A 25558-nucleotide genomic window follows, 5' to 3' on the forward strand; every position below is an offset into this window, starting at 1 on the left:
TAAAAACCGGTGCCCCGGAAACAGTGGGGTCAAATCGGGGATTTTCGCCCAATCCGCGTCGGCTGATGCAAGATTCGGCCGCCGGACAGGAAAACCTGCCCGATCAAACAGAAACGCCCGTTGTGGGCGCCTACTCAGAAAAGAACGTTGCCCCGGCCCGGCCGGTTGACCGAATCCAGAAAAACATGACCAAACAGGACGACATCCGGCTTCTGCGCATCAATTACCTGCGTGGCCCCAACATCTGGACTTACCGCCCTGTGCTGGAAGTCTGGATGGACCTCGGCACCCTGGAGGACCTGCCCTCCAACCTGTTGCCGGGTTTCAGCGACCGCCTGGTTGCACTGCTGCCGGCCCTGCTGGAACACCACTGCGGCGTCGGCGAGCGCGGCGGCTTCATCCAGCGCCTCTACGAAGGCACCTGGGCCGGCCATGTGCTGGAGCACGTCGTCATCGAACTGCTGAACCTGGCAGGCATGCCTACCGGTTTCGGCCAGACCCGCAGCACCTCACAGCGCGGCATTTACCGCATGGTGGTCCGCGCCCGCGACGAGCAGGTGGCGCGCAGCGCGCTGGCCGAGGGCCACCGCCTGCTGATGGCCGCCATCAACAACGAGGCTTTCAGTGACGCCGACCTTCAGGCCGCCGTTGGCCGTGTGCGTGACAAGGTCGACGAGTGTTACCTCGGCCCCAGCACGGCCTCCATCGTTGCTGCCGCCACCGAGCGCCGCATTCCGCACATCCGCCTCAATGATGGCAACCTGGTCCAGCTGGGCTACGGCGCCAGCCAGCGCCGCATCTGGACGGCCGAGACCGAGCTCACCAGCGCGATTGCCGAAGGCATCGCCAGCGACAAGGACCTGACCAAAAGCCTGCTGGCTTCCTGTGGCGTGCCGGTGCCGGAAGGTGAAATTGTCGACAGCGCCGAAGCCGCCTGGGAAGCCGCGCAGGACATCGGTCTGCCGGTGGTAGTCAAACCGAGCGACGGCAATCATGGCCGCGGCGTGTCGCTGGACCTCACCACCCGCGAACAGGTTGAAGCAGCGTTCCAGGTAGCGGCGCCGCACGGCAGCGAAGTGATGGTGGAGCGTTTTGTGCGCGGCCACGAGCACCGCCTGCTGGTGGTTGGCGGGCGGGTGGTCGCCGCTGCGCGCGGGGAGACTGCCACGGTGCGCGGCGATGGCCGTGCCAGTGTGACCGAACTGGTCGACGCGCAGCTCAACACCGATCCGCGGCGCGGCGCCACCGAAGACTTCCCGCTCGGCCTGATCGAGCTGGACAAGGACGAGGCCATCCTGCTGGACCTGCAGCGCCAGGGGCTGGGCCCCGCCTCGGTGCCGGACGCCGGGCGCCAGGTGCTGATCCAGCGCAACGGCAATGTGGCGATTGACTGTACCGACGAGATCCATCCCGACGTCGACCATATCGTCTCGCTGGCCGCCCGCGTCGTCGGTCTGGACATCGCCGGTGTGGATGTCGTGGCGCAGGACATCTCCAAACCCCTGCATGCGCAGGGCGGCGCGATTGTGGAAGTCAATGCCGGACCCGGGTTGCTGATGCACCTCAAGCCCGCCGAAGGTGCGCCGCGGCCGGTCGGCCGCGCCATCTGTGACCACCTGTTTCCCGAAGCGCCCGAAGGCACGCACAGCGGCCGCATTCCCGTGGTGGGCGTGGCCGGCTCGGCGGGCACGCAGAAGGTGGCTCGGCTGGTGGCCTGGCTGCTCCAGCTTTCGGGGCGGCACACCGGTCTGGCCTGTCGCGACGGCCTGTTCCTCGACGGGCGTTGCCTCGATGCCAGCGACTGCACGCACTGGGAGGCCGGCCAGCGCCTGCTGATCAACCGTGCCGTGCAGGCCGCCGTGTTTGAAAACGGAGCCGCCACCATCTTGCGCAGTGGCCTGGCCTATGACCGCTGCCAGGTCGGGGTGGTCACAGACCTCGGGGGCGCCGGTGCATTGGGCGAATTCGATGTGGCCGAGGGTGGACAGATGTTCAAGGTCATGCGCTCCCAGGTGGATGTGGTGCTGTCCGACGGCGTGGCCGTGCTCAATGCCGCCGATCCGGTCATCGTGGAAATGGCCCGCCTGTGTGACGGCGAGGTGATCTTCTACGCTACCGATCCGGGTTTGCCTGCGATTGCCACCCACCTGGGCGGCGGTGGCCGGGCAGTTTTCATGCGCCAGGGCCAGGTTGTGCTGGCCACCGGTGCCAGCGAAGCCTTCCTGCCCGGTCTGGACAAGCTGGCCGTCTGGCAAGGCCGGCATGCCCCCACTGCCGAAGACAGCCTGCTCGCTGCCATTTCAGCGGCATGGGCGCTCGACATCCCGCTCAACCTGATAGGTGCCGGTATTGAAGCCTTCAACCTGGAAACGGCCACAGACCGTTCCACCCTGGAAGGAAAGGCCACATGAGTACCGGTTCCCTCTTAAAACGCAGCTCCCGCGAAACCCGGCACGGAAAGACACGCTGATGAAAGTTACCCGCACCCGTGCGCTGCGCGGCCCCAACCTCTGGAGCCGCCATACGGCGCTTGAAGCCATCGTCACCTGCACGCAGGCCGAATGCGCCATCGACGCCCTGCCCGGCTTTGAGCCGCGCGTGCGTTCGCTGTTTCCCGCCATAGGCGCGCTGCGTCCGGGTGGTTATGTCGGCCCTGTGTCTCTGGCCCATGTGCTCGAATCGGCGGCACTGGCGCTGCAGGCCCAGGCGGGTTGCCCGGTAACCTTCAGCCACACGGCCTCCACGCTCGAAGACGGCGTTTACCAGACCGTGGTCGAGTACAGCGAAGAAACGGTCGGCCGGCTGGCGCTGGAGTTGGCCCAGGCGCTGATCCATGCCGCACTCTATGAAACCGGCTTCGACATGGAAGCCGCGATTGCCCAGTTGCGCGAACTCGACGAGGACGAGCGTATCGGACCGAGCACCGGCGCCATCGTGGACGCAGCCGTCGCCCGCGGCATTCCGTACAAACGCCTGACCCAGGGCAGCCTGGTGCAGTTTGGCTGGGGCTCGCGCCAGCGCCGCATTCAGGCCGCCGAGCTCGATGCGACCAGCGCGGTGTCCGAATCGATTGCCCAGGACAAGGATTTGACCAAAAAACTGCTGTTCGCCGCCGGGGTGCCGGTGCCCATGGGCCGGCCCGTCGCCGACCCTGACGAAGCCTGGACCGCCGCCCTGCAGATCGGGCTGCCGGTGGTTATCAAACCGCAGGACGGCAACCAGGGCAAGGGAGTCACGGTCAACATCGTGGACCGCGACCACCTCGACATCGCCTTCCGTGCAGCCGAGGAACACGGCACCGTCATGGTCGAAAAATTTCTGCCCGGCAACGACTTCCGGCTGCTGGTGGTCGGCAACAAGCTGGTGGCGGCATCTCGGCGCGAGCCACCGCAGGTATTGGGCGACGGCCTGCACACCGTGCGCGAGCTCGTCGATATCGTCAACCAGGACCCGCGCCGGGGCGAGGGTCACGCCACCTCCCTGACCAAAATCCGTTTTGACGATATTGCCGTCGCACGGCTGGCGGTGCAGGACATGACGCCGGAATCGATTCCCGCGCGGGGTCGGCGCGTGGTGCTTCGCAACAACGCCAACCTCAGCACCGGTGGCACCGCCACCGACGTGACCAGTGACGTCCATCCGGAGGTTGCCGCCCGCGCGGTAGCTGCAGCGCACATGGTGGGCCTGCACATCTGCGGCGTGGATGTGGTCTGCGAAAGTGTGCTGCGCCCGCTTGAAGCACAAAGTGGCGGCGTGGTGGAAGTCAACGCGGCGCCCGGCCTGCGCATGCACCTGTCGCCGTCTTATGGCAAGGGTCAGGCCGTTGGCGGTGCCATGATCAACGAACTGTTCGCACCCGGTGACGATGGTCGGGTGCCGGTGGTTGCCGTGACCGGCACCAACGGCAAGACCACGGTCACGCGCCTGATCACGCACCTGCTCACGGCCAGCGGTCTGCGCTGCGGGATGACCAACACTGACGGTGTCTGGGTCAACGGCCGGCAGACCGACAGCGGCGACTGCAGCGGCCCGAAAAGCGCCCGCAATGTGCTGATGCATCCCGACGTGGATGCCGCCGTGTTTGAAGTGGCGCGCGGCGGCATCCTGCGCGAGGGCCTGGGTTTTGACCGCTGCCAGGTGGCTGTTGTCACCAATGTCGGCAGCGGCGACCACCTGGGCCTGAATTACATCACCACGGTCGAAGACCTGGCGGTTCTCAAGCGCGTGATTGTGCAGAACGTCGCGCCAACCGGCTACGCCGTGCTCAACGCAGCCGATCCCATCGTCGCCGCCATGGCGCCCACCTGCCCCGGCAATGTGATCTTTTTTGCCGCTGACCGTCACCACCCCCTGATGGCTACCCACCGCGCCCAGGGCAAACGCACGGTCTATGTCGACGGCAACGCGCTGGTCGCGGCCGAAGGCGCGTGGCGCGAACGTGTGCCGCTGCACAGCATCCCCCTGACGCGCAACGGCAGCATCGGTTTCCAGGTTGAAAACGTCATGGCATCACTGGCCGCCGGCTGGGCCGTCGGCGTGCCTTGGGAAACCCTCAAAAGCGGACTGGCCAGTTTTGTCAACGACGCGCACAACGCGCCCGGTCGCTTCAACGTGATGGATTACCGCGGCGCCACCGTGATTGCCGACTATGGCCACAACCCCGACGCCATGCGCGCGCTGGTAAGCGCGGTGGAAGCGATGCCGGCTCGACGCCGCAGCGTGGTCATCAGCGGCGCGGGTGATCGCCGCGACAACGACATCCGCGACCAGACCATCATTCTTGGCCACGCTTTTGACGATGTGCTGCTCTACCAGGATGCCGCCCAGCGCGGCCGCGCCGACGGCGAGGTCATCGGACTGCTGCGCGACGGCCTGACGGGCGCCAGCCGCACCACCCACATCGAGGAAATTCGCGGCGAGTTTCTGGCCATCGACACGGCGCTGGCCCGCCTGGAGCCGGGCGACCTTTGCCTGATCCTGGTCGACCAGGTGCAGGAAGCACTGGCACACCTGGCTGAACGGGTGAAAGAAGCCAGCGACCTCCAACAAGTCGCGTCGGCCTGAACAGGGTTTCGGCCCCCTCGGCCAGCCTGACACATCCGGAGCGGGGGACTGCAAGCCCCGGAAATTCATGGAAATAGTGGCTGCAGCCCTCTACAAGCGGGCGCAACCAGCTACCAAATCAATAGCAAGCGTGAGGCATGATCACCGCACGCCAACGGTTAAACTCCACCGATGGCCTGGAACGCAACGCTCAGTCTCGACTACTCCCTGCAGGCCGGCAAGACAGTCGCCCACTTTCGCCACGACGGCCCGCTGCGCATCCTGCAAAGCCTGTACCCCGAAGGCGACGCGGTCTGCCACAACGTGCTGGTGCATCCACCTGGCGGTCTGGTGGGCGGCGACACACTGGACATCGCGGTCACGGCTGCGGCCGGTAGCCATGGCCTGATCACCACACCCGGCGCGACACGCTTTTACAGATCGTTGGGCGAAACCGCCCTGCAGCGTACGCACTTGCGCCTGGAGGCCGGCGCCCGCGCCGAGTGGCTGCCGATGGAGGCGCTGTGTTACAGCGGCTGCCTGGGCGAAAACCATCTCACGCTCGATCTGGCGCCTGGCGCAGAACTGATGGGCTGGGATGTCACCGCGCTGGGCCTGCCTGGCGCCAACCAGCCCTTCGAGCAAGGCAGCTTTTGCCAGCACATCGAGTTACCCGGCATCTGGCTGGAACGCGCACGCATCCGCGCCGACGACCTGCTGCTGATGAACAGCCCGCTGGGCCTGGCCGGCCAGCGCTGTATCGGCACCCTGTTTTTCGCGGCTGGCAGCAAGCTCGAACGCCAACGCCGTCAGCTCGCCCTGGACCTTGCACGCGAGGTGATTGAAGCGCACCCGCTGAACAACGCCGCAGGCGCCACCAGCCCTGACGCGCAGGTCGTCGTGGTTCGCGTGCTGGCACCGCTGGTGGAGCCTGCCATGGGCTTGCTGAAAGACGTCTGGAAGGCCTGGCGCCGGCATTTCTGGGACAAGGCCGCACCCAGCCCGCGCATCTGGTCGGTCTGATGGTCAGGACACATCTGGCGCCTGCGACCTACACCGTTTTTGCGGACCGTCCTACCGGGTGCAGCCAACCGGGGCGCAAAATCAGGGGCGGCATGGCCCCCTGCCATTGCCCTCCTGCAACACTGATCTGCGAGACGCTCATGAAAACCTTTCTGACTCCTGCCCTGGTGGCCGTTACCTTGTTGTTCACCGGGTGCGCCAGCACCACCGAAGGCGGCTCCGTCGGCGCGTCCCGTTCGCAACTGCTGCTGGTGTCGTCTGCGGAGCTGGACCAGATGGCAGCCCAAAGTTACGCCAAGCTCAAGGCCGAGGCCAGTGCCAAGGGCGCGCTCAATACCAACGCGGCCATGCTGGCCCGCGTGCGCGCAGTGGCCGCTCGCATCCAGCCGCAGACGGCAGTGTTCCGCGCCGATGCGCCGCGCTGGCAGTGGGAAGTCAACCTGATCACCAGTGACCAGCTCAATGCCTTTTGCATGCCTGGCGGAAAAATCATGTTCTACACCGGCCTGGTTTCCAGACTCAATCTCAGCGATGACGAAATAGCCATCGTGATGGGCCACGAAATCGCCCATGCCCTGCGTGAACACTCACGCGAACAGGTGTCGCAGGCAGCGGCCGCACAAACGGCCATCGGTATCGGCACCCAGCTGCTGGGGCTGGGTGGGGGCACATCACAGATCACTGAAGCAGCCTACGAGGCGCTCGTAGCCACGCGTTTCAGCCGCTCGCATGAAAGCGAAGCCGACCGTATCGGCCTGGAGCTGACGGCACGTGCGGGCTACAACCCCCAGGCCGGCGTCAGCCTGTGGCAAAAAATGGCCAGTGCAGGCAGCTCCGGCGGCGGCACCGACTTCCTGAGCAGCCATCCCAGCGACAGCAGCCGCGTGCAGCAGATTCAGGCCTTGCTGCCAACGGTGATGCCGCTGTACCAGGCCACGCGCCGCTAGGCTTCACCTTCGCGGCCTGGCGCGCAAGCCGCTGCCGGACCGCGCTCATCCCCGACCCGACGCCCCCGGTACACGCCGGCGGCATCATGAACACGGGAAAAGCCATGCATGCAGCCATGACCACCACCGAGATCTACCTGATTGCCATGGCAATCATCTTCACGGTTCCCTACCTGATCTGGCGCATCTTCAAGACCGACTACTACGCGCCGCTGGTCGTGGTGCAGATCATTGCCGGCATCCTGCTGGGACCCGGCGTCCTGGGCAGGCTCTACCCCGACTACTACGCCTTTGTGTTCAGTGCGCCCGTGGTGCAGTCGCTCAATGGCATTGCCTGGTGGGCGGTCATGGTGTTCGTCTGGATTGCCGGCATCGAGCTGGACCTGAAAAAGGCTTGGGCACACCGGCGCGAGAGCACCATCACTGCCGGCCTGGCGCTGGGCACCCCGCTGCTGTTCGGTTGCGCAGCCGCTGCCGGCATGCTGATGTACGAGGGCTGGATCGGCCCCCAAGGCATGCGCTGGCAGTTTATCCTGGGCGTCGGCATGGCCTGCGCCGTGACCGCCCTGCCCATCCTGATTTTGCTGATGGAAAAGCTCGCCATCCTGCGCCAGCCCATCGGCCAGCGCATCCTGCGTTATGCCAGCCTGGACGACATCGCCATCTGGGGCGTGCTGGCGCTGATCCTGATGGACTGGGAGCGCGTCGGCCGCCAGGCCGGCTTCCTGGCCGCTTTCGCGGTGCTCAGCTACCTCTTTCGCAAGCTGATGGTGTGGATGCCAGAGCGCGACCGCTGGTACGCAGGACTCGTCTGGCTCATCGTCTGTGCCTTCGGCGCCGACTGGGCCGGCCTGCATTACATGGTGGGAGCCTTCCTGGCCGGTGCAGTCATGGACAGCGACTGGTTCAACCAGGAGCACATGGACCTGCTGCGCCACCATGTGCTGCTGGTGATGATGCCGGTGTTTTTCCTGAGCACCGGACTGCGTACCAACTGGGCGGTGGGCGGCGAAGCTGTTTTCATCGCCGCCGCCGTGCTGCTGGTAGCCTCGGTGGGCGGCAAGCTGATCGGCGTGCACATCGCCGGCAAGATTCTGAAGTGGGCGCCGGGCGAGAGCTCCATCATCGGCTGGTTGCTGCAGACCAAGGCACTGATCATGATCATCTTTGTCAACATCCTGCTGGACAAAAGCATCATCACCAACGAAACCTTCACCGCGCTTCTGTTGATGGCGATTGCCAGCACCATGCTGACGGTGCCGGTGGTCGCACCAAGGCTTGCGCGCATGAAGGAAATGATTCTTCGCACGAAGTAGGTAGCTGATCTGTCATTGCGGACGGGATCCGCCATCCATGCAGGCACACCTGCGGTCGCGATTCATGCAGCATGGATCCCGTGTCGCGTTCGGGAAGACAACTACCTAGATCGCCACCAGTTGCCGCACGCCGTTGGCCTGCATGTCCTTGCCCTGGCCGCGCGCAATGAACTCGCCACGTTCCATCACCAGGTAGTCGTCGGCCAGCTCTTCAGCAAAGTCGTAATACTGCTCGACCAGCAGGATGGCCATGTCGCCGCGGTTCGCCAGCATGCGGATCACGCGGCCGATGTCCTTGATGATGCTGGGCTGGATGCCTTCGGTCGGTTCGTCCAGGATCAGCAGCTTGGGTTTGGCCGCCAGCGCGCGCGCAATCGCGAGCTGCTGCTGCTGCCCGCCCGACAAATCGCCGCCACGCCGGCCCAGCATCTGCTTGAGCACCGGGAACAGCTCAAACAGTTCTGCAGGGATCGGTGTACCGGCGCTTTTATAAGCCAGGCCCATGCGCAGGTTTTCCTCGACCGTCAGCCGCGCAAAAATCTCTCGTCCCTGCGGCACAAAACCGATGCCGGCGCGGGCGCGCTCGTAGGGCGTGGCGTTCTGGATGGCCTTGCCGTCGAACGCTATGCTGCCGGTCTTGATCGGCACCAGGCCCATCAGCGACTTGAGCAGGGTGGTCTTGCCAACCCCGTTGCGGCCCAGCAGCACGGTCACCTTGCCGAGATGGGCGTCCATGCTCACATCGCGCAGGATGTGGGAGCCGCCGTAGTACTGGTTGATGTTTTTGACTGTCAGCATTTGATGACCTCCCTGGCGCTTGTTGAAGCTTCGGATCCGTGGTGGTTCGCCAGCAGGCCGGGGGTTGCCCGGGGGCAACCTGCGGTGCTCGGTCCAGCCGGGGCCGAGCTCGAACTCGCTACGCTCAGACAATCGCCCGTACTGACCCGGCTGGACCTCCGCTCCTCGGCGCAGCCAGAAGGGAGGTGGGGTCGGGAGCGGGTTCGGAGTCGGGTACGTAATCGGGCTCCGGCGAGGACGCGCTTCGCGCGTCCTCGCATTCCCGTACCCGTATTGGATTTTTCTTCCCCCACCCGTCGGGCTGGGCCGAGGAGCGCAGCCGAAAACGGATCAGGGCGAGCGATTGTCTGAGCCGAAGGCGAGTTCGAGCTCGACCCCGTTTTCGGCGAGCACCGCAGGTTGCCCCGAAGCGCAGCGCAGGGGACCCAGACCATCGGGTCGCCTTTCTTTTCGTTAGGTTTCTTTGGCGAGACAAAGAAAAGTAACTCGCCCGCCGGGGCGAGACCCGGCTTGCGGGATGACCGACGGCCGCTCAAGCTTGCACAGGCTTCTACAGGCTCAGCCCGAACGGTGAAAGGTTCAACGCCCAAGGTACACCTCGATCACCCGTTCATCCGCCTGCACCTGATCCAAGGTGCCCTGCGCCAGCACCGATCCGTCGCACAATACCGTGACGATTTCGGAAATCGTACGGATGAAACTCATGTCGTGCTCGACCACCATCAGCGAATGTTTGCCCTTGAGCGTGAGGAACAGCTCGGCCGTACGCGCGGTTTCCTCGTCGGTCATGCCGGCCACCGGCTCGTCGAGCAGCAGCAGCTTGGGGTCCTGCATCAGCAGCATGCCGATCTCCAGCCACTGCTTTTGCCCATGACTGAGGTTGCCGGCCATGCGGCCCACGCTGTCGGCCAGATGAATCGTCACCAGGATTTCCGCGAGGCGGTCGCTCTGTAGCGAGTCGAGCCTGAAGAACATGGACGACCTCACGCCCTTGTTGGTCTTGAGCGCAAGTTCCAGATTTTCGAACACGGTGAGCTGTTCAAACACTGTGGGTTTCTGGAACTTGCGCCCAATGCCGAGCTGGGCGATCTGCGGCTCGGTGTGGCGCAGCAGGTCGATCGTGCTGCCAAAGTAAACCGTGCCTTCGTCAGGCCGGGTCTTGCCGGTGATGATGTCCATCATCGTGGTCTTGCCGGCGCCGTTCGGGCCGATGATGCAGCGCAGCTCGCCCGGCGCGATATCGAGCGAGAGTTTGTTGATGGCCTTGAAGCCGTCGAAGCTGACGCTCACGTCTTCCAGATAAAGGATGCGGCCATGCGTGACATCGACCTCGCCCGGCGTGGCGATGCGGCTGCCGCTCGCGCTGCGGCCACCGGACTCGGTGTTGCTGCGGCCGGCCTCCAGCGCCGCCCGGCGCTCCTCGATGCGGCGCGCGCCCTGTTCCAGCAGATCGGGGGTCATTGGGACTCTCCCTTGCGCAGCTTTTTGACGAGGCCGACCACCCCATGAGGCAGGAACAGCGTGACCGCAATGAACAACATGCCCAGGAAATACAGCCAGTATTCGGGGTAAGCCACCGTCAGCCAGCTCTTGGCGCCGTTGACGATGAAGGCACCGACGATGGGGCCGATGAGGGTGGCGCGTCCGCCGACGGCGGCCCAGATCGCCATCTCGATCGAGTTGGCCGGGCTCATCTCGCTGGGGTTGATGATGCCGACCTGTGGAACGTACAGGGCGCCGGCAATGCCGCACATCACGGCCGACAGGGTCCAGATGGTCAATTTGTAACCGATGGGGTTGTAGCCAGAGAACATCACGCGCGTCTCGGCATCGCGAATCGCCTGCAGCACACGGCCAAACTTGCTGCGTACCAGCCACTTGGCAAACAGGAAAAAGCCCAGCAGGGTCAAGCCGGTGATCACGAACAGCCCCATGCGCATGGTGGGCGTGGCAATCGGCGTGTCCAGGATACGCTTGAAATCGGTGAAGCCGTTGTTGCCGCCAAAGCCGGTCTCGTTGCGGAAGAACAGCAGCATGGCCGCAAAGGTCATGGCCTGCGTGATGATCGAGAAGTAGACGCCCTTGATGCGCGAGCGGAAAGCGAAGTAGCCGAACACAAAGGCCACCACGCCAGGCACCAGCACGACCAGGAACAGCGTGGCGACAAAGCTGTCGCTGAAGGCCCAGTGCCAGGGCAGTTCCTTCCAGTCGAGAAATACCATGAAGTCCGGCAGGTCACTTTTGTAGTTGCCGTCGCGCCCGATCTGGCGCATCAGGTACATGCCCATGGCGTAACCCCCGAGCGCAAAAAACAGGCCGTGGCCCAGCGACAAGATGCCGGTGTAGCCCCAGATCAGGTCCATGGCCAGCGCCACGATGGCGTAACACATGATCTTGCCAAGCAGCGCCACCGCGTAGGTGCTCATGTGGAACATGCTGGTCTCGGGCACCAGCAAATTAAGCACGGGGGCCAGCGCGCACACGAGCAGCAGTGCCACGATAAAGGTGCTCAAACCGACGCGTGTGAGTAGCGGACCTTTGGCGGGCAGAGCGATCGAATGGGAGGGTTGGGTCATGTCATGCTTCCGCTGAGCGGCCCTTCATGGCAAAGATGCCCTGTGGACGTTTTTGAATGAAGATGATGATGAGCACCAGCACCGCAATCTTGGCCAGCACCGCACCGGTCCAGCCTTCGAGGAATTTGTTCAGGATGCCCAGGCCCAGGGCGGCGTACACGGTGCCGGCCAGCTGGCCCACGCCGCCCAGCACCACGACCATGAAAGCATCGACGATATAACCCTGGCCCAGGTCCGGGCCGACGTTGCCAACCTGGCTCAGCGCACAACCGGCCAGGCCCGCAATGCCGGAGCCGAGTGCAAACGCATAGGTGTCCACACGCGCCGTGTTCACACCCATGCAGGAGGCAATCGGCCGGTTCTGCGTGACACCGCGCACAAACAATCCAAGCCGCGTTTTGCTGATCAGCCAGGCCATGCCGAGCAGCACGGCAATTGCAAAACCGATGATGACGAGACGGTTGTAGGGCAGCGACAGGTTGCCCAGCACCTGCACGCCGCCGCTCATCCACACCGGGTTTTCAACACCGACGTTTTGCGCGCCGAAAATCGAACGCACCCCTTGCTGCAGCATCAGGCTGATGCCCCAGGTGGCCAGCAGGGTTTCCAGCGGCCTGCCATAAAGAAAACGTATCACGCCGCGTTCCAGCGCCGCGCCCATCAGTGCCGAGGCCATGAAGGCCACCGGCACCGCCGCCAGCAGATACCAGTCGAACAGGCCGGGTAAATACTTCTGGAACAGGCCCTGGACCACGTAGGTGGCGTAGGCGCCAATCATCATCAGCTCACCGTGCGCCATGTTGATGACACCCATCAAACCGTAGGTGATGGCCAGGCCCAGCGCCACCAGCAGCAGGATGCTGCCCAGGCTGATGCCGCTGAACACCGCGCCCAGCTTGTCGCCCCAGGCCAGCGCCGACTCGACCTTGCGCAGCGAAGCCAGCAGCGCACTCTTGACTTCTGGGTCGTCCTCTTCCGACAGGCGGGCGATGAGCACGGTCTTGCTGATCGGATTGTTGCTGCCTGACAGGCGGGCGGCGGCTTCCATGCGCTTGGCCTTGTCGCTGCTGCTCAGAAGAATGGTGGCGCGCACCATCTCCAGCTGGTTTTTCAGGGCCGGCACTGCTTCCGCCGCATAAGCTTTTTCGATCAGCGGCAGGCGCGACTCGTCAGCCCCGCCAGAAAGCGTCTTGATGGCTTCGGCGCGGATTTTTTCTTCTTTCGAGAACAGCTTGAGCGCGGCCAGCGCGTTGTCGAGTTCGCCGCGCATCAAGTTGTTGTTGATCACGTCCTCGGCGTCCGCGGGTACCGGCAGCGCGGCGCCGGTGATGGGGTCGTAACCCTTGTCATCCTTGATGACAAAGACCTTGCCGCCCGCCGTCTTGACCGCGTCGTCGGCCAGGGCCTGGATGAAGGCCGCAGTTTTGTCATCGGGGTTGGCCGCGGCTTTGTTCAGCGCCTCGACCCGGGTCTCGGTATCGCCGAGAGCCATGCCTTTTACCTCATCCGCGCTTAAAGCATGGGCGCCAGCAGCTACAAAAAAAGTAGCAGATAGAAGAAGTGTGCGAATCATCATGATGAAGAACCTGTAGGGTAGGCACAGGAGCAGGCTTTAACGGCTTGCCACGATGCCCAGGCTGCAACTTCCTTGAAAACAATGAACCGGCAATGCACCGGAGTAGCGCAAGAAGCGGGCCAGACCGAAAAAAAACCGCACCTGTTTTCTGCTGACCAGGTGCGGCTTGCACCGCAGGCCCCGCCGGGGCTTGCGGTAGCGGCCTTATTTGGAGGCCATTTTTGCCGGCTCGTCAGGCTTCTTGTCGTTGCCTTCGATGTACGGGCTCCATGGCTTGGCTTTCACCGGGCCGGGCGTCTTCCACACCACGTTGAACTGGCCGTCGGCCTTGATCTCGCCGATGAACACCGACTTGTGCAGATGGTGATTCTTCTCGTCCATCTTGGAGACGATGCCCGACGGTGCCGGGAAAGTCTGACCGGCCATGGCGGCGATGACCTTGTCGGTATCGGTGGACTTGGCCTTCTCGACAGCCTGCTTCCACATGTGGATGCCGATGTAGGTGGCTTCCATCGGGTCATTGGTCAGCGGCTTGTCCATGTGGCCCGGAATCTTCTTGGCCTTGGCGTACTCGCTCCACTGCTTGATGAAGGCGGTGTTGGTCGGGTTCTTGATCGACATGAAGTAGTTCCAGGCGGCCAGATGGCCCACCAACGGTTTCGTATCCACACCGCGCAGTTCTTCCTCGCCCACGGAGAAGGCGACCACCGGCACGTCCTTGGCTTTCAAGCCGGCATTGCCCAGTTCCTTGTAGAAGGGAACATTGGAGTCGCCGTTGATGGTGGAGACCACGGCGGTCTTGCCGCCGGCAGAGAACTTCTTCACGTCAGCCACGATGGTCTGGTAGTCGGAGTGCCCGAACGGTGTGTATTTCTCGTCGATGTCGCTGTCTTTCACGCCTTTGCTTTTCAGGTAGGCGCGCAGGATCTTGTTGGTCGTGCGTGGGTACACGTAGTCGGTGCCCAGCAACACCCAGCGCTTGGCACCGCCGCCGGCCTTGCTCATCAGGTAGTCAACGGCAGGAATGGCTTGCTGATTTGGCGCCGCACCGGTGTAGAACACGTTCTTGGACAGCTCTTCACCCTCGTACTGCACAGGGTAGAACAGCAGGCCGTTCATTTCTTCCACCACCGGCAGCACCGACTTGCGCGACACGGACGTCCAGCAGCCGAAAATCACCGAGACCTTGTCCTGACCGAGCAACTGCTTGGTCTTCTCAGCGAACAGCGGCCAGTTGGAGGCCGGGTCCACCACCACGGGCTCGAGCTTCTTGCCGAGCACGCCACCCTTGGCATTGATCTCGTCAATCGCCATGAGCACCGTGTCTTTCAACACGGTTTCCGAAATGGCCATGGTGCCCGACAGGCTGTGCAGAATGCCCACCTTGATGGTGCCGCCCGACTGGGCATGGGCTGGCAGAACCGAGAGGCCCGCCAGGGCGACGGCGGCGCTGAGCGCCTTGAGGGTAAAACGACGTTGCATGTGCTTCTCCGGTAGGTAGATGGTTCGCGTTTCGCTTCACACCAGCCGCCAAGGGGGCTTTTGCGAAGCGATGAGGCGATTCTGGCCACCGACCGGGGATTGGGAAATACGCCGGGTGGCGTATGCAGGACGGGATCACAAAGATCGCCTGTCCCCCCCCGACAGTGATTCGGGGCAGAAATTCGCGGCGACAGCGCCTCCTGCCCACCGATCAAGCAGGCCTGTCACGAACACCTCCCTGGCACCCGGAGAAGTCACATGGACATGGCAGCGGGTTCCTTTTCATGCACCGTTGACCCCGTGACCTTGTCATTTCGTCGGTCCGTTCATTCCCATCCGGTTAGTATCTGGCAATGACTACCAAATTCCTCCCCGCGCTCTTCGTGTCGATGGCCGTTTCGGGCATTTTGTCGGGTTGCCAGGTCACTGGAAAACCGGCCAACATGCCGCCCTTTGGTTCGTTGGCGCAAATCACTGCCATCTCGCCCGACACCAACCAGGTCCTTCACCCGGGTCAGCAAGTCAAGCTCAAGGTCGATGTCAGTTATGTCCTGACTTCGGAAGCGGGAACGATCAAACTGATTGTTCTGGCGGCCGACAGCTCTGATCTCGGCCAGGATGTCAAGGTGATCGCCAAGGGAAGCGGAAAAGCCACGCTGGAAACCCAGTTCACCGTGCCGACCACCACCGAGATTCGCGTGTTTGCGCCGCTGGTTGTGCAGGGAGAAAGCTCGGGCTCCGCCACGGATGGCCGATCCTACAAGGTGCTTCCCCGCTGAGCATGTTTCCGGCCAGTCCCTGTTCCCGACTCCGGAAATTTTTTCATCAGGAATGCTGTTGCGATGTTGTCACGGTAGCGTGGGCGGCTCCCCCACTTCAGTCACTTCCGCCTGTCTCGCCTTGGCGAACAGATCCCAGGCCGCCATGAACATCGCCGCGATCGCGGGACCGATCACAAAGCCGTTCAGGCCAAACAGCGCCATGCCGCCCAGTGTGGACACCAACACCACGTAGTCAGGCATGCGTGTGTCCTTGCCGACCAGCACCGGGCGCAGGATGTTGTCGACCAGGCCGATCACCAGAACGCCGAAGGCGATCAGCACCACGCCTTTGACGATCGCCCCGGTCGCCAGAAAATAAATCGCGACCGGCAGCCAGACCATGGCGGCGCCGACAGCCGGAAGCAGCGACAAAAAGGCCATCAGCGTGCCCCACAACACCGGCGCATGCACCCCCAGCACCCACAGGATCAGGCCGCCCAGCGCCCCCTGGATCAAGGCCACCACGATGTTGCCCTTGACCGTGGCACGAATGACCGTGGTGAACTTGGCTGCCAGCTTGCCCTTGACCTCTGCGTTGAGCGGCACTGCATCCTTGATGCGCGTGGCCAGGGCCGAGCCGTCGAGCAACAGGAAAAACAGCAGGTAGAGCATGACAAAAAAACTGACGAAGAAGTCGAACGTGCCTTGGCCGATGCTCAGCGCCTGCGTGGCGAAAAACTGGCTGCCCTTGGTCAGCCCTTCCGTGATCCGCTGCTGCACCAGCCCGAAGTTGTTCATGCCGAAGCGGTCGAGCAAACCGGTGATCCAGGCCGGCAGGGCCTCGTAGACCTGCTGGAAGTAACGCGCCACACTGAGCTCACCCGACTGCATGCGCTGGTAGACGCTGCCGCCCTCCTGAATCAACAGCCCGGTCACGATCCCCACCGGCAGGATGACCGCCACCAGGATGACCAGCAGTGTGAGCAGCGCGGCGCCAACGCGCCTGGCTGGCATGGCCCTGAGCACGCGCAGATACAGCGGCTTGAACATGATGGCCAGCACCGCGCCCCAGAAAACTGCGCCGTAAAACGGCCACAGTATCCAGAGGAAGGCCACCGAGATGACCAGCAGCAGAAGCAGGAAGGTCTTGTCTTCAAGCGCGGTTGATTTCGCTGCGTCGGGGAGGTTCATGGCTTGGCGGGTCCTGCTGAATGGGGGATGGCCCGCCGCACAGATGTCCGCCGGGAGGGCGGATTTCTGCGCGCGCGTGGGCACCTGCTGATGGTGACCCCTGCTGAACGGTCGACCCGCCAGCGCAGGGGGTTGCACCGTGTGGGACAGCCCGGACAGGCACTGTCAGCGCTCAGCCCGAACGCCCGGGGCAGCGCAAAGAAGTGTGTCCGGTTTCCCGAGGGATGTAAAGTCACGCAACACCGTGCAACCTTGCTGGCGCCGCCGCGTCCAATGTCGTTCAATGATGCTCATGCCAGCTACTATCGTCAGGAACCCGATGACTTTGACCTCCGCCTCACAAGGAACATGGCGCCCCCCCGTGCACGCTCTGTTCGCTCTCGCCAGCGCAGCGGCACTGCTGACGCCGCTGGCACACGCCCAGCCGGCTGCAACTGCGCCGGCCAGCTCCATGATCTCGACGGCCTCGGCCGCCCTCCAACCCAGGTACAGCGCCGCGGACATCGAGCGGGCATTCAGCTTCATGGACACCAACAAGGACGGCAAGATCAGCCGCGAAGAGGCCTCCGGCTTTCGCGGTGTGGCCAGGCACTTTGATGAAGCCGACACGAACAAGGACAGCGCCTTGTCGCAGCAGGAGTTCGAAAGTGCGATGAACCAGGTCAAGAGCCGTTGACAGGAAATCACACCCGGACCGCTCCCTGATTGATAGCGCCTCCCGTTTGCCCGTCCTGGGTTGCAGCCGGTTTGGGTATCGCGCGCCTTGGCCTGCTGCATTCGCCCCAAGACAAACCTCATTGACCTCCCCGGCCAAAAGGCCTACTCTTTCTCCGTCGCGTATCACGCCACGCGAGCACGCTTGCCGACCCATGCCGCGGAAAGAAGTCCATGCCGTCTGACGCTGTGCCCGCCGGAGAACTGATCAATCAGAGGCTGGAGCCCATCGTTTTGCGGGCTCTGCATCGCTTTCGCGCCCTGCTTCCGCGCGAAGTCGAACTGGCGCTGGAACTCTCCCATGAAGACCCCTGGCTGCGCGCACACGCTGATCGGCTGGAGAACGCCCTGCTGAGCGCCTGTATCGTGGCGTGGCAGTCGATGGTCGGCCTGGCAACGCAGATCGTCGTGGAGATGACCGAGGTGCTGCTGGACGACGTGGTGCTGGATCCCGACGCGGAGAAGCTGCGCGGCGGGTTGCCGCCACGGCGTTACGCCCGGCTGGTCATCAGCAACAGCAGCCGGGCGGCAACCGGTCCCTTCCACACGCTGGTGCCAGCGCCCGCGCAGACAGACGACAGGCCCGCCAGCGCACGCCGCCTGTCACTGCGGGAAGTGCGCGACATCATGGAGCAGCACCAGGGCATGATCAACGTGTCGCCAGAGCCTGGGCGCGGCACGGCCTTCGACATCTACCTGCCGGCCGCCGTGCCACTGGAAAACACCGCGGGCAAGGAGGCCGACGCACAAGCGCCCCACGTTGTCTATGTAGATGACTATGAAGCCATGCGGGTGCTGGTCAGCGACACGCTGCCCCAGGCGGGCTTTCGGGTGACCTGTCATGAAAGTGCCCAGCAGGCACTGGCCGCCCTGCGGGCTGACGCTTTCGACTGTGAGGTGCTGGTGACCGACTACCGGCTGCAGACCCATACGGGGATAGACCTGCTCAAGCAGGTCAAGCTGCTACGAGCCAACCTGCCAGTCATCGTCATTTCCGGTTATCTGGACAGCGCGCTCGAAGCCCGGGCGTACGAGGAGGGAGCAGCGTTTGTGATCAGCAAGGGCGACGATCTCAGCAGCCTGTGCGTTGCGCTGCACCGGGTGCTGGGCCATGCGCCCCGCCCGGAACTGGTCAGCTACTCCGACTGGGCCAGGCTGTAGGCCAACATCGCAGCGGTCGCCTCTGGGCGTCTGCCCGCAGCCTGTGTCCACGATGCGCCCTGCCCCCGTGAACGATCGGGCTTCAGGCGCCGGTGACCGTCCGCGCGCACAGTCGCTGGCGGCTGAACTCCCGTAAACTGCCAGGCATCGACTTCACTCCCTTGGTCCACAGGTTTGAACTGACCCGTCCCATCACCCGATGCAGCATCGACCCCACCCATCGCTTGCAGGTTTTATCAAGTCCGTCTGGGTGAGCGTGCCCGGCGACACGGCAAGTCCTTCGAGCCGGGAACACATTCTCCCCACCGGCGAGATGCACCTGGTTTTTCGCCTGAGCGGACCGAAGATACGGATTTTTGAAAGCCGGCACATGGCCGATGGCCTGAGCCTGGGGCATGCCGCGGTCGGTGGCGCCCGCTCAGGTTTCTATGTCAAGGAAGTCGCCGATTCGTCAGATGCGGTGGGCGTGCAGCTGATGCCCGGTGCTGCGTTGACCCTGCTGGGACTGCCTGCCAGCGAACTGGCCGGACAACACACCCGCCTGGAAGACCTGTGGGGCAATAGCGTGCGGTCGATGCAGGAACAGCTGGCAGAGGCCCCCATGCCCGCGCAGAAGATCCAGGGCCTGCAGCGCTTTCTGCTGGCGCGGCTGAAGTCGGCTCCGCTTCCTGCGGCCCTTCCCGCCATGTTGCGGGCTGCAGCACAGCTCAAGGCGGGCGCCACTGTGAGGCAGACCGTGGCACAAAGCGGTTACAGCCACCGGCAATTCATCCAGCTGTTCTCCCATCACGTTGGACTGGCTCCCAAGCAATACAGCCGGGTGCAACGCTTTCAGCGGGCTTTGGGCCTGCTGCATCACGGCGTCGCGGCGCGCCGAGTCAGTCTGGCCGATGTGGCGCAGGATGCCGGCTACAGCGACCAGCCGCACTTCAACCGCGAATTTCGTGAATTCTCCGGCTTCACGCCAGAGCAATACCGTCAGGCCCCGGTGCTGTCACCCAACCACGTGCCGCTGTTGTCTGCGGGCCCGTCAATTTTGTTCAAGACCTGAAACGCAGCCGCCGATAGACTGGGTTTTGTTCCCACTTCAAATCAGGAGCCATCATGGCCGCCCATGAACTGTTTGCCTACATTCACGTCAGCGATGCACGTGAAGCCATCGCCTTCTACATCACGGTTTTTGGTGCATCCGAAAAATTCCGGCTGGTCGAACCCGGTGGACGCCTGGGCCATGCAGAGCTGGACTTTGCGGGCAGCACGCTGATGCTTTCAGAGGAGTTTCCGGAGTACGGCATCCAGGGGCCGCAGGCGGGCGCGCCGACCGCCGTGACGCTGCATCTGCATGTGGACAACTGCGACGAAGTCATCGCACGGGCGCTAAAGGCCGGTGCCACGCTGGAAACGGCGGCACAGGACCAGTTCTATGGCGAGCGATCCGGCAGCTTTCGCGACCCATCCGGCCACCGATGGAGCGTGGGCCACAGCATTGAAGATGTGACGCCGGCAGAAATGCAGCGCCGCTACACCGCGTTGATGCAAACGCCAGCCAAATGATCTGCTATTCAGAATATAGCTGTCAGCGCTCGTCCGCAAAGGGCTGGTTGATGATTTGACTGCAAAGTCCGGGCCTTGGCGCCCCAACTCGGGCGGTGCAGCTCAGGCCAGCGGCGGGAAACCCGATGCACGGCCCTGGGCCAGTACGCGCTGCAGGGTCTGCAGCAGCTCATCGTTCGATGTTTGCGCCTTGATCAACACGGCAGCCGCCCGGGTTCCCTGGGCGCGGTTTACCTCGCTGGCCGAGAAAACCACGACCGGCGGTGGTCGCTCCAGCGCTTCAATGTCGGCCAGCAGATCCCAGCCTGATTCACCGGGCAGGGTCAGATCGAGCAGCACCAGGTCGTAGGTCTGCGCCAGCAGGCACGCGCGGGCTTCCTCGAGCGTGGCGGCAAACTCGAAGGTGGCAAAGTCCTGCGCGATCGCTGCCGTGATGCGCTGAATATCCAGATCGTCCTCGACATGCAGGATGCGGGGCTTGCCCTTGGCCATGCCGTCTATTGCATGGCGCAGACTGCGGATCAGCAGGTTTTCGTCAATCGGTTTTTCGAGCCAGCCAGAAACCGTCAGCGTCTGGTTGTTGAACTGGATCTGGCCCTCCCCGGCCATGGCCGACACCACCACAATCGGAAGATCACGCGTGCCGTCCCGGGTGCGCAGGATACGGATGAGTGTGACGCCATCCTGATCGGGCAGCTTGAGATCCAGCGTCATCGCGGCGTACCGGTTGGCCGCCAGATGGGCCAGCGCGTCGGCGGCGGTGTACACCGGGTCGCTGTCAAAGCCACCCTTGTCCAGCATCATCGCGATCAGGCGGGCGATGTCCCTGTCGTCTTCGCAGATCAGCACGCACGGCCGGGTGAACGCACGTGACGGGGCGGGCAGTTGCGGCGCGGCCTCTTTCCATTCGGGCAGTTCAAAGAAAAAGGTGGAGCCCTTGCCGGCTTTGCTGTCAAAACCCACGTTGCCGCCCAGACGTTCGACAATGGCCCTCGAAATATTCAGGCCCAGGCCGGTGCCGCCCTTCTGGCGCGTGTCGGACGAATCCGCCTGGGAAAATTTCTGGAAGATGCGCTTGCGAAATTCTTCCGGAACGCCTGGCCCGTGGTCACGCACTTCCACCCGCACGCCGAGGCCGGCGCGGTTGACATGCACCTCCACCACTCCGCCCGGGGGAGAAAATTTCACCGCGTTTGACAGCAGGTTGGTCACGACCTGGGCCAGACGGTCGCTGTCCACCTGAACCCGCAGGTCGCCCTCCGGAACATCCAGGGTCAGGCTGACGTTCTGCGCCGCTCCAAAACCTTCGTTGGCCGCCAGCACCTGCGCCAGCAAGGGCTGGAGCTCCACCACCTGCAGGTCCAGGCGCATCTTGCCCGACTCGATCTTCTCGATGTCCAGAATATCGTTGATCAGACGGATCAGGCGCTCGCAATTGTTTCTGGCGATCTCCACCAGGGTCTTGACCGCCGCCGGCAACTCGCCGGCCACACCGCCGGCGATCAGACCCAGCGAACCGCGAATCGAAGTGAGCGGCGTGCGCAGCTCATGACTGACCGTGGAGACAAACTCGCTTTTCATGCGGTCAATACGCTTGAGCTCGGTCACGTCGGTCGCCAGCGAATAAAACCCGATGACCTCGCCTTCTTCCTTGCCATCGCCGTAACGCGGGAAATAATTGACCACGTAGTCGCGGTGATCGCCGCGGGCGGTTTTCTGGGTACGCTCGTAAACCACCGGGTAGCCCGACAGGACCTCGTCAACACGCGCGCGCACAACCTGGTAGAACTCCTCACCCATGACCTCCAGCAGGGTTTTGCCGTCGATCTGCTTGTGCGACAGGCCGAAGCCTTCCTCATAAGCCCGGTTGTGAAAGCGAAAGCACTGCGCCTTGTCGACGTAGGCGATCAGGGCCGGCACCGTGTCCGTGATCTCACGCAATTGCAGCTCGCTGGCGCGCAGGGCGTTGCTCACACGGCGCATCTCGGTCGTGTCGCGGCCCGTCCCGCGGTAACCGGTGAAGCAGCCCGACGCGTCAAGAACGGGGACACCGCTGATGGACACATGGCGAATCTGTCCCTGGAGGTCGAGCCGCGTGACCTCGAAATCACGGAAAACCTCGTGTCTTTCAAGCTGCGCCCTGTGGGCCGCCCAGACGCTGTCGTCCATGTGTACATAAGGCAGTTCCCAGCGCGTTTTCCCAATGGAGTTGTCGCCCTTGAACGCCGCCGTATGGGTCCGTTGCCCCTCAGAGGAAACCCGCACGAAGCGGAAGTCCGCATCCTGCTCCCAGAACCAGTCGGACGACAGCTCGGTCAGTGTGCGAAAGCGCTCTTCACTTTCTCGCAGGGTGCGTTCGGCCTCTTTCCGTTCGGTGATGTCCTGCACCTGGGAAATGAAATGCAGTGGTTTGCGGTCGGGGTCGCGCACCAGCGAACATGTCAGATACCCCCAGACAATGTGTCCGGACTTGTGAATGTAGCGTTTTTCCCACTGGTAGGTTTCGATCTCGCCGGCCAACGCCCTTTTCCGCTGGAGCAGGTCCCATTCGACGTCGTCCGGATGGCTGATCTCGTGCACGGTGCGGGCCAGCATCTCCGCCTCGGAGTAACCGAGCATCTGGCAGAAGGCACTGTTGACCCGGAGCCGGCGCGAGTTGACGGCGATCAGGGCCATGCCGATCGCCGCATGCTCAAAAGCGCTGCTGAATTGCTGGTCGCCATCGGCGAAAATATCGTTGTCGCTGCTGATCAACGAACCCGCCGTAGCCCGTGCCGCCTGGCCGGTGCCCCCGAAAAGGTGGCGCGAGCGGGGAAGCGCCAGCGCAATGCCCGCATCGTCTCCGGAAACATCCTCGCCCGGCATGGCATTGCCCTGGTCGCTTCCCAGCGTGAAATAAAACGTACTGCCCTCGCCCAGCACGGAACTTGCCCAGATTCGCCCGCCGTGACGGGTGATGATTCGTTTGACCGTGGCCAGGCCGATGCCACTGCCGGCAAACTCTTCCGGTGAATGCAGGCGCTGGAAGGTGCCGAACAGCTTGTCGGCATAAGCCATGTCGAAACCTGCACCGTTGTCGCGCACAAAATACACCGGCGGCTGGTCGGCCACGGTTTCCCTGCCGATCATGATCTCCGTGTGGGGCTTTTTCGCACTGAACTTCCAGGCGTTGCTGATCAGGTTCTCAAGAACTTGCCGCAGCAGCGAGAGGTCCGCCCTGGCCAACATGCCAGGCTCGACCATCACGCGGACGTCGCGTCCGGGTTCCGCTTCTGACAATTGCGCGAGCACCCGCGTCGCCTCGGCCCCGAGGTCCACGGTTTCCCAGTTCAGGCTGGTGCGTGACAGCCGAGCAAGCAGCAGCAGCCCGTCGGTGAGTTCGCCCATGCGTCGCACGCCGCCGCGTATCCGGGTGAGGTAATGGCTGGCTCGTTCGCCGGTCTCCGGCGACACCGTTTTTTGAAGCAAGGCGCAGTAGCCGTCGATGGCACTGAGGGGGGAACGCAGGTCGTGCGCCACCGAATAGGAAAATGCCTCCAGTTCCTTGTTGACCGCCTCCAGCTGGGCTGTTCTGCGCGAGACCCTGTTTTCCAGGTCAACGTTGAGCCGGACAATTTCCATCTCGGCGCGCTTGCGCTCGGTGATGTCGGTGATGGTGCTGACATATCCGGCCGGGGCGTCCCCTGCCCGCTCAGAGAACGGCATGACGTTGATCAGTGCCCACAAATCACTGCCGTCGGGTTTGCGGTAACAAACCACCACGTTGGACTGCGGCAAGCCCGTGCGCCCGGCAACCACACTGGGCCGTTCCTCATGGGTCATCAACGAACCGTCTTCGCGCAGCGTCTGCCATGTCGGCCCGAGCAGCGTCTCTCCCATCATCTGGGCCAGGCTCAGGCCAAGAATACGCTCGGCACTGGCATTGCAGTCAATGATTCGGCCTTCGACATCACGCATGACGACGCCTTCGGCGAGTGCTCCGACCACGCCGCGAAAACGGGCCTCGCTGGCCACCAGCGCTGCTTCAGTCTGTTTGCGCGCCGTGATCTCGGTGCCCACGCCGCGGTAGCCGGTGAACTTCCCGTCCACGTCAAAAACGGGCTCGCCGCTGATGCAGAAGTGGATGCGCCTGCCATCCATGTCCACGCGCTCGTATTCGAAATCGCGGAAGGTTTCGTGGTTTTCCAGCTGCGCGCGATGCACAGCCCAGGCCGCCTTGTTACGCGGGGTGTCGTCGATTTCCCAGCGTGTGCGGCCGATGTATTCGCTGATCTGGGCCTGGCCTCCGGAATCGGCAGGAAGCCTGCCAAAACGGGCCGCACCACTGGACATCCGGGTGAAGCGGAACTGGTCGTCCAGCTCCCAGTACCAGTCAGAGGAAAGCTGGGTCAGATTGCGAAAACGTTCCTGACTTTCGCGCAGGCGCGCCTCGGCAGCCAGACGCCCGGTGACGTCCCCGCTGGTGACCAGGACATGGGTGACGGCGCCGCTGGCGTCTTTGAGCGGGACCTTGCGCATGTGAACGCGGATGGCGCCGCGGTGTTTGGTCGCCGTCAGCTGGTCGGGCAGATCCTGCATGACGCCCGCTGCCACCAATTCCAGGTCGGCGGCGTGCATGCGGTCTGCGTCCTCTTTTGGCCAGAGATCGTGCGCCGTGCGTCCCATCGCCTCTTCGCGGGTCACCCCGTAAAGAGCCTCGGCGGCCTTGTTCCAGCCCACGATCCGGAACCCGTCCTGAACAGACTTCAACTGGAGGGCGATGGGAAGGTTGTCAACCACTTCATCGAGAAAGCCGGCGGCTTGCCGTTCGGCTTCCTCCGAACGTTTTATCTCGCTGATGTCATGCACTGTCCCCCGGTACCCGAGGAAGCGGTTCTGGTCGTCAAACACCGGAATGCCACTGACCGACAGGAAGTGCGGCAAGTCGTCGCCAAGTTTGCGTTTGTATTCGAAGTTCCGAAACGGCTGGTGGGCATCCATCACGGCACGGTGCGCTTCCCAGGACCCGCTGAGAGGGACAGCACCGGCAAGCTCCCAACGGCGCTTGCCGATGTTGCTGTCCCGTTCGACATCCAGCGCGACGGCCGCCTGCTCGCCGGAAAACCTGATGAAACGATGCTCCGCATCCTGTTCCCAGTACCAGTCGGCCGATATCGTGGCGAGATCGCGCAATCCCTGGGCGCTGCTCCTGAGCAGATCGGCTTCACGCTTTTGTTCGGCAAGCGCCCGGTCGAGCAGGTCGTTGGCACTCTCGAGTTCATGCAGCCGCGCCTTCAGACGACAGTTCTCTTCGGCGATTTCTTCGTTACCCTTCACGGGCGAACCTCAAGATGGCCAGCCGCGTGTGCGGCCGGATAAGCACCAGTTCACCAGAAGAGCTGTTCCTCATGCCTTGTCTTCACCTTTCGTTACAGGG

General features: G+C 63.4%; 17 protein-coding genes. 10 read left to right on the forward strand and 7 right to left on the reverse strand.

All coding sequences use genetic code 11. The features are described 5' to 3' along the window. Nucleotides 1–185 precede the first annotated feature (185 nt). The 5 genes from cphA (PSV33_RS01620) to PSV33_RS01640 all read left to right on the forward strand — a co-directional run bounded on the left by cphA (PSV33_RS01620) (nucleotide 186) and on the right by PSV33_RS01640 (nucleotide 8329). On the forward strand, nucleotides 186–2411 hold the full coding sequence (cphA, locus tag PSV33_RS01620; RefSeq protein ID WP_300557866.1) for a cyanophycin synthetase: 2226 nt from the start codon (nucleotides 186–188) through the stop codon (nucleotides 2409–2411). A gap of 58 nt (nucleotides 2412–2469) precedes the next feature. Beyond that, entirely contained in the window at nucleotides 2470–5064 is a 2595-nt protein-coding gene (gene cphA / locus PSV33_RS01625) for a cyanophycin synthetase (RefSeq protein ID WP_300557868.1), read from the forward strand. Nucleotides 5065–5235: 171 nt separating this feature from the next. Beyond that, a complete protein-coding gene (locus tag PSV33_RS01630; RefSeq protein WP_300557870.1) occupies nucleotides 5236–6066 on the forward strand; it encodes an urease accessory protein UreD in 831 nt (276 codons plus the stop codon). Nucleotides 6067–6206: 140 nt separating this feature from the next. Next, on the forward strand, nucleotides 6207–7013 hold the full coding sequence (locus tag PSV33_RS01635) for a M48 family metallopeptidase (RefSeq protein WP_300557872.1): 807 nt from the start codon (nucleotides 6207–6209) through the stop codon (nucleotides 7011–7013). A gap of 104 nt (nucleotides 7014–7117) precedes the next feature. Next, on the forward strand, nucleotides 7118–8329 hold the full coding sequence (locus tag PSV33_RS01640) for a cation:proton antiporter (RefSeq protein WP_300557942.1): 1212 nt from the start codon (nucleotides 7118–7120) through the stop codon (nucleotides 8327–8329). A 105-nt stretch (nucleotides 8330–8434) separates the two neighbouring features. Here PSV33_RS01640 and urtE read toward each other — a convergent pair whose 3' ends face one another. From urtE to urtA, 5 genes are all read right to left on the reverse strand, one after another. Beyond that, nucleotides 8435–9127 carry an urea ABC transporter ATP-binding subunit UrtE gene (urtE, locus tag PSV33_RS01645; RefSeq protein ID WP_300557874.1) on the reverse strand — a complete coding sequence of 231 codons (693 nt, stop codon included), beginning with the start codon at nucleotides 9125–9127 and terminating at the stop codon, nucleotides 8435–8437. 579 nt (nucleotides 9128–9706) lie between these two features. Further along, on the reverse strand, nucleotides 9707–10588 hold the full coding sequence (urtD, locus tag PSV33_RS01650) for an urea ABC transporter ATP-binding protein UrtD (RefSeq protein ID WP_300557876.1): 882 nt from the start codon (nucleotides 10586–10588) through the stop codon (nucleotides 9707–9709). After that, nucleotides 10585–11703, reverse strand: coding sequence for an urea ABC transporter permease subunit UrtC (gene urtC, locus PSV33_RS01655; RefSeq protein WP_300557878.1), 1119 nt, complete (start codon nucleotides 11701–11703; stop codon nucleotides 10585–10587). Before urtC ends, urtD begins: the two co-directional genes overlap by 4 nt. Nucleotide 11704: 1 nt before the next feature. After that, complete coding sequence (urtB, locus tag PSV33_RS01660) at nucleotides 11705–13279, reverse strand: urea ABC transporter permease subunit UrtB (protein WP_300557880.1); 1575 nt, start codon at nucleotides 13277–13279, stop codon at nucleotides 11705–11707. 204 nt (nucleotides 13280–13483) lie between these two features. Beyond that, on the reverse strand, nucleotides 13484–14761 hold the full coding sequence (gene urtA, locus PSV33_RS01665) for an urea ABC transporter substrate-binding protein (protein ID WP_300513472.1): 1278 nt from the start codon (nucleotides 14759–14761) through the stop codon (nucleotides 13484–13486). Nucleotides 14762–15114: 353 nt separating this feature from the next. Between urtA and PSV33_RS01670 the strand changes: the two genes are divergently transcribed. After that, the gene (locus PSV33_RS01670; protein ID WP_300557882.1) at nucleotides 15115–15540 is read left to right on the forward strand and encodes a hypothetical protein; all 426 of its coding nucleotides are present in this window, start codon (nucleotides 15115–15117) and stop codon (nucleotides 15538–15540) included. Nucleotides 15541–15609: 69 nt separating this feature from the next. Here the strand turns inward: PSV33_RS01670 and PSV33_RS01675 are convergent, their stop codons facing one another. Then, nucleotides 15610–16713: an AI-2E family transporter gene (locus PSV33_RS01675; protein ID WP_300557884.1), complete on the reverse strand. Its 1104-nt coding sequence runs from the start codon at nucleotides 16711–16713 to the stop codon at nucleotides 15610–15612. Nucleotides 16714–17074: 361 nt separating this feature from the next. On the opposite strand from PSV33_RS01675, the gene PSV33_RS01680 reads away from it, so the two are divergent. The 4 genes from PSV33_RS01680 (at nucleotide 17075) to PSV33_RS01695 (ending at nucleotide 20142) form a co-directional block, all read left to right on the forward strand. Continuing rightward, complete coding sequence (locus tag PSV33_RS01680) at nucleotides 17075–17389, forward strand: EF-hand domain-containing protein (protein WP_300557885.1); 315 nt, start codon at nucleotides 17075–17077, stop codon at nucleotides 17387–17389. A 212-nt stretch (nucleotides 17390–17601) separates the two neighbouring features. Continuing rightward, nucleotides 17602–18588, forward strand: coding sequence for a response regulator (locus tag PSV33_RS01685; protein ID WP_300557886.1), 987 nt, complete (start codon nucleotides 17602–17604; stop codon nucleotides 18586–18588). Nucleotides 18589–18787: 199 nt separating this feature from the next. Next, on the forward strand, nucleotides 18788–19639 hold the full coding sequence (locus PSV33_RS01690) for an AraC family transcriptional regulator (protein WP_300557888.1): 852 nt from the start codon (nucleotides 18788–18790) through the stop codon (nucleotides 19637–19639). 53 nt (nucleotides 19640–19692) lie between these two features. Continuing rightward, entirely contained in the window at nucleotides 19693–20142 is a 450-nt protein-coding gene (locus PSV33_RS01695) for a VOC family protein (RefSeq protein ID WP_300557890.1), read from the forward strand. A 102-nt stretch (nucleotides 20143–20244) separates the two neighbouring features. Here PSV33_RS01695 and PSV33_RS01700 read toward each other — a convergent pair whose 3' ends face one another. Next, nucleotides 20245–25458: a PAS domain S-box protein gene (locus tag PSV33_RS01700; RefSeq protein ID WP_300557892.1), complete on the reverse strand. Its 5214-nt coding sequence runs from the start codon at nucleotides 25456–25458 to the stop codon at nucleotides 20245–20247. Nucleotides 25459–25558 lie beyond the last annotated feature (100 nt).

The sequence above is a fragment of the Polaromonas sp. genome (assembly GCF_029945895.1).
Lineage (GTDB): Bacteria > Pseudomonadota > Gammaproteobacteria > Burkholderiales > Burkholderiaceae_C > Polaromonas.